Raw genomic sequence first — 5,033 nt, 5'->3', positions numbered from 1 at the left:
TCGACGCCGCCCGTGGCGCCCCGGTGCCCCACCGGCCCGGCGCCGCCTGATCCGCGGCGCCGGGCCGCGTCCCCCTCGCGAGCCCGGCGCCGCACCCCGCGCGCCGCGTCGTCCGTCATCGAGTCTCCGTTCTCGGACTCCGCCGGACGCGGCCGAGAGAGGCGCGAAAGGGAGACTCGGCGTTCGGGCCGCCGGCGGGTCAGGCCGCGTGCGCCGCCGGGACCGCCGCGTCGAGCTGCTCGACGATGTGCCGCGCGATCTCCAGCGATGCCGTGGCCGCGGGCGACGGGGCGTTCAGCACGTGGACCTGCCGGCCCTCGCCCTGCAGCAGGAAGTCGTCGACCAGGCCGCCGTCGCGGCGCAGCGCCTGCGCGCGCACCCCCGCGGGGGCGGGCACCAGGTCGCCCGCCGAGATCCCCGGGACCAGCCGCGACAGGCTGCGGGCGAACGCGCGCCGGGACAGCGACCGGCCGACCTCGGCGGCGCCGGGCACCAGGTTGCGCGCGGCGAGCCGCCACAGCCCGGGCCACGCGAGGCTGTCGGCGAGGTCGCGCGGCGAGACGTCGGTCCAGGTGTACCCCTCGCGGGCGAGCGCGAGCACCGCGTTCGGCCCGGCGTGCACGTGCCCCTCGATCCCGCGGGTGAGGTGCACGCCCAGGAACGGGAACCGCGGGTCCGGGACGGGGTAGATCAGCCCGCGGACCTGTGCCCCGGCCTCCGGGGTGAGCTCGAAGTACTCGCCGCGGAACGGCACGATCCGCGCCTCGGGCTCGAGCCCGCACGCGCGGGCGAGCCGGTCGGCGTGCAGCCCGGCGCAGACCACCAGCGCGTCCGCCTCGCGGTCGGCGCGCGACGTGCGGATCTCGACCCGGCCGGGTGCGCCGGGGGCGTCGGGGACCGTGCGGGCGGCGAGCACCTCCTCGCCGAACAGGATCCGGCCGCCCGCGGCCTCGACGTCCGCGGCCAGCGCCCGGCACACGCCGGGGTAGTCGACGATGCCGGTGCTCTCGACCCGCAGGGCCGCGACGGCACGCACGTGCGGCTCGAACTCGCGCGCCTCCGTGGGGGTGAGGCGGCGCGCCGGCACGCCGTTGGCCGCGGCGCGGTCGGCGAGCTTGTCGAGCTGCGGCACCTCCGCCTCGGAGGTGGCGACGACGAGCTTCCCGCAGACCTCGACCGGCACGCCCTTCGCGCGGGCGTAGTCGACCATCGAGCGCGCGCCCGCCGCGGCCATCGTCGCCTTGAGGCTGCCGGGTGCGTAGTACAGGCCCGAGTGGATGACGCCGGAGTTCCGGCCGGTCTGGTGCAGCGCCAGGCCGTCCTCCTTCTCCAGGACGGTGACCTCGTCGCCGCGCGCGGCGAGCCGGGCCGCCACCGCCAGCCCGACGATGCCGGATCCCACGACGACGACGTGGCTCATGCGTGCTCCTCGGTGCTGCGGGCCCCGGTCCGGGGCGGTGCGGGGCGGCTCGCCCGCACGGCGAGGCTAGCCGCCGGTTCTGTCCTCTATGTCGCGTTTCATCCCAATTCACCCTTCGGGCGGTGCCCCCCGCGGGGGACGCCGACCTACGCTCGGGGCCATGACCCCCCCGAGCACGGTGAGTGCCGTCGTGTACTCCCGGAACGAGGCCGACCAGCTGCGCGACTGCCTCCCGCTGCTGGCCGGCTTCGACGAGGTGCTCGTCTGCGACATGGCCTCCACCGACGACACCCGGGAGGTCGCCGCCGCCCACGGCGCCCGGGTCGTGCCGGTGCCCGACGCCCCCGTCGTCGAGGAGGTCCGCCAGCGCGGCCTGGACGCCGCGACCAGCGACTGGGTGCTGTTCGTCGACGCCGACGAGCACCTGCCCGCCGGGTTCCGCGCCGCGCTGCAGCCCGTCCTGGACCGCCCCGACCTGGCCGGCGTCCGCCTGCGCTACGACAACGTCGCCTACGGCCGGATGCTCGAGCACTCCCTGCAGGGCAGCGCGAAGTACGCCCTGCTCCGCCGGGGCCGCGCGCACTACGCCGAGCCCGCGCTCGCCCACGTGCCGCCGGTGCTCGACGGTCCGGGGATCGACGCGCCGGACGCCGTGCCCGCGATCGCGCACCTCAACTTCCGCTCGGTCGGCCAGACCACCGAGAAGGTGCTGCGCTACGCCGCCAACAACCCGGGACGGTTCACCCGTCTGGACGACCCCGTCCGGCTGGTCCGGGAGCTGCTGCGCTCCACGGTGTTCAGCGGGGCGTGGCGGGACGGCCGCGCCGGGTTCGCCGTCGCGGCGCTGCACACGTTCGGGCACCTGTACGGCTCGCTGCTGGAGGCCGAGCGCGCGGGCACCCTCACCCAGGACCTGCCCGCCCGCGACACGCGGCTGCTCGGTGCCGCCGAGGGCGTGCAGCGCGCCGGGGTCGGCGCGCGGGACCGGGTGCGCCGGGTCGGCCGGGGGCGGCGGTGACCGCGCCCACCTCGCCCGGTGCCGACGCGCCGGCGCGGTTCGTGCACGTCACCCGCCTCCCGCCGAGCCCCAGCGGGGTCGCCGCGTACGCCGCCGCCTTCCGCCCGGTCCTCGACGCGCTCGGCCCCACGGACACCGAGCTCCTGCCGCCCGCGCCCGAGGCGTCCCAGTCGGCCGCCCTGGCGGTGCGCCTGGCGCGCCGTCTCGCCCGGCGGGACCGCGACGTGGTGCTCGTCGTCGAGCAGGCCGGCCGCGGGCTCGCGGAGTTCTGGGCCGCCTGGTGGTCCGCCCGCCGGGGGCACCGGGTCTGGCTGATGGTGCACGACGTCCCCGAGCTGTCCGGCGGCGCGTTCTTCACCACGCTGCTCGACCGCCGGGGCGGCCGCCGCGTCGCCGCGGCGCTGTCGGCGACCCTCGGGCGGCGCGCCGAGCGGGACCTGCTGCGCCGGGCCGAGCGCGTGCTCTGCCTGTCGCCGTCCGGCGCGGCGGCGCTCGCGGGCGCGCACCGGCTGGACCGGCCCGTGGAGGCGGTGCCGCACGTCGGCGCCGCGACCGAGGACCCCGTCGACGGCCGGACCGAGGTCCTCGTGCCCGGGTACGTCGCGGCGGCCGAGGACGTGCTTCCCCTGGTGCGCGCCGCGGCCGACCTGCCGGACGGGTGGGTGCTCGCCGTCGGCGCCTGCGGCGAGGGGACGGCGCGCGCGATCGCGGCCGCGGCGGACGCCGCCGGCACCACGGACCGGGTGCGCCTCCTCGGCTTCCTGCCCGAGGCGGGCGTCCGCGCGGCGTTCGCGCGGGCCGCCGTGGTGGTGCGCTGGCGGCGCGGCGGCTGGGGCGGCGGCGGCGCGCACGCGGTCAGCGGGCCGCTCGTGGCGGCGCTGGGGAACGGCTGCGCGGTCGTCACCAACGACTCGCGGGGCGCCGGGCACCTGTTCGGGGAGGCCCGGGTGGAGGTCGTCGGCGACGGCGAGGCGGGCGAGCGCGCGCTGCTCGACGCGGTGCGGGCCCTCGTGGCCGACCCCGCGGACCGGCGCGCACGCGGCGAGGCCGGCCGGGCGCTGGTCCGGCGGGAGCACACGGTGGCGGCGCTCGCGGCGCGGCTGCGGCCCGGGGCCACCGCCCCGGTGCACGAGCACGCGGGCGCGGCCCGCGGGGAGGACGGCTGACGTGGGTCGACGGGGCGAGCTCGTCTTCAACCGGGCGCTGACGCACGTGCCCAGCAACGAGCTGCGGATCCGCGCGCTCCGGCGGCTGGGCGCGGACCTCGGCGAGCACGTGTACCTGTTCGGCGGCTCCGAGGTGCTCGAGCCGGGCAACCTGCGGATCGCCGGGCGCTGCCACGTCGGGCGGTTCTGCCAGATCGACGCGCGGGGCGGCATCGACATCGGCTACGACGTGGTCATCGCGAGCCACGTCCTGCTGGTCACCGCCGACCACGACCTGCGCGACCCCGGGTTCGCCGGTCGGCTCGGGCCCATCACCATCGGCGACCGGGCCTGGCTCGCCAGCCGGTCGACCGTCGTGCGCGGCGTGACCATCGGGGAGGGCGCCGTCGTCGCCGCGGGCGCCGTCGTCACCCAGGACGTCGACCCGTGGACGATCGTCGGGGGCGTCCCCGCCCGGCCCGTCGGCGAGCGTCCGCGGGAGCAGCACTACCGGATCGACTACGGCCCCGAGCGGTACTGACCGCGCCCGGCGGGCTCGCGCGCCACGGTCCCCTGTGATCTGCTACGGGTGATTTGTCCCGTTTGCGGTGAGCCAGGGGGAAGCCATGACCGCAGCACGCCCGACCGCCGACGGGCCGCCCGGTCCCGGGGACGACACCGCCCGCGGCACCGCGCTCGACGTCTCGGTGGTGATCGCGGCGCGCGACGCCGAGGCCACCCTGCCGGCGCAGCTGGCGGCCCTCGCCGACCAGGACACCCGGTGCACCTGGGAGGTGCTGGTCGCGGACAACGGCTCCACCGACAGGACCCGCGACGTCGTCCTCGACGCCGCCCGCCGGACCGGCCGGGTGCGCCTGGTCGACGCGTCCGCGATCCGCGGCGCCGGTGCGGCCCGGAACGAGGCCGCACGCGTCGCCCGGGGCCGGGACCTGCTGTTCTGCGACGCCGACGACGTCGTCGCGCCCGGCTGGGTCGACGCCCTGCACGGCGCCCTCCGCGGGTCCGACATGGTCGCGGGCCGGCTCGAGTGGGAGCGGCTCAACAGCCGCGCGGCGCAGGGCTCCCGGGCGCTGCCGCAGGTGGACGGTTTGCAGCACACCGAACCGCTGCCCGACCTCGGCTGCGCCAGCTCGAGCAACCTCGCCGTCCGGCGGACGCTGTTCGACCGGCTCGGCGGCTTCGACGTACGGGCGCGCTACCTCCAGGACACCGACCTGTGCTGGCGGGCGCAGCTCGCCGGCGCGACGCTCGTGTTCGAGCCCGCCGCGGTCGTCCACATGCGCCTGCGGCCGGGCCTCCTCGGCGCCTGGCGCCAGGGCCGCGGCACCGGCATGGGCCAGCGCTGGCTCGCCGCGCGGTACGCGGAGGTGGCGGCGCGCGGGAGCGCTCCCCCGCACCCTGCCCACCGGCGCCCCCGGGCGAGGGCGCG

Annotated in this window: 5 protein-coding genes; 4 read left to right on the top strand and 1 reads right to left on the bottom strand. The window is 78.3% G+C overall.

The window, feature by feature from the left end; translation table 11 throughout:
• Nucleotides 1–199: 199 nt before the first annotated feature.
• Nucleotides 200–1,420 (bottom strand): L-2-hydroxyglutarate oxidase, encoded by a 1,221-nt coding sequence (gene lhgO / locus FA014_RS17695; protein ID WP_154730946.1) that lies wholly within the window; start codon nt 1,418–1,420, stop codon nt 200–202.
• 160 nt (nt 1,421–1,580) lie between these two features.
• Between lhgO and FA014_RS17690 the strand changes: the two genes are divergently transcribed.
• The 4 genes from FA014_RS17690 to FA014_RS17675 all read left to right on the top strand — a co-directional run.
• Nucleotides 1,581–2,438: a glycosyltransferase gene (locus tag FA014_RS17690; protein ID WP_195969351.1), complete on the top strand. Its 858-nt coding sequence runs from the start codon at nt 1,581–1,583 to the stop codon at nt 2,436–2,438.
• Nucleotides 2,435–3,604: a glycosyltransferase family protein gene (locus FA014_RS17685; RefSeq protein ID WP_154730944.1), complete on the top strand. Its 1,170-nt coding sequence runs from the start codon at nt 2,435–2,437 to the stop codon at nt 3,602–3,604. The genes FA014_RS17690 and FA014_RS17685 overlap by 4 nt, the downstream gene beginning before the upstream one ends.
• A gap of 1 nt (nt 3,605) precedes the next feature.
• Nucleotides 3,606–4,124: an acyltransferase gene (locus FA014_RS17680; RefSeq protein WP_154730943.1), complete on the top strand. Its 519-nt coding sequence runs from the start codon at nt 3,606–3,608 to the stop codon at nt 4,122–4,124.
• Between the two features lie 85 nt (nt 4,125–4,209).
• Nucleotides 4,210–5,033, top strand: an 824-nt coding sequence (locus tag FA014_RS17675; RefSeq protein WP_154730942.1) for a glycosyltransferase, incomplete at its 3' end; no start/stop codon positions are given.

This window comes from Cellulomonas hominis (assembly GCF_005239125.1).
In the GTDB taxonomy this organism is placed as follows: Bacteria; Actinomycetota; Actinomycetes; order Actinomycetales; family Cellulomonadaceae; genus Cellulomonas; species Cellulomonas hominis_A.
Note: the sequence above shows the minus strand (reverse complement) of the source record. Positions and strands in the feature narration are given on the sequence as shown.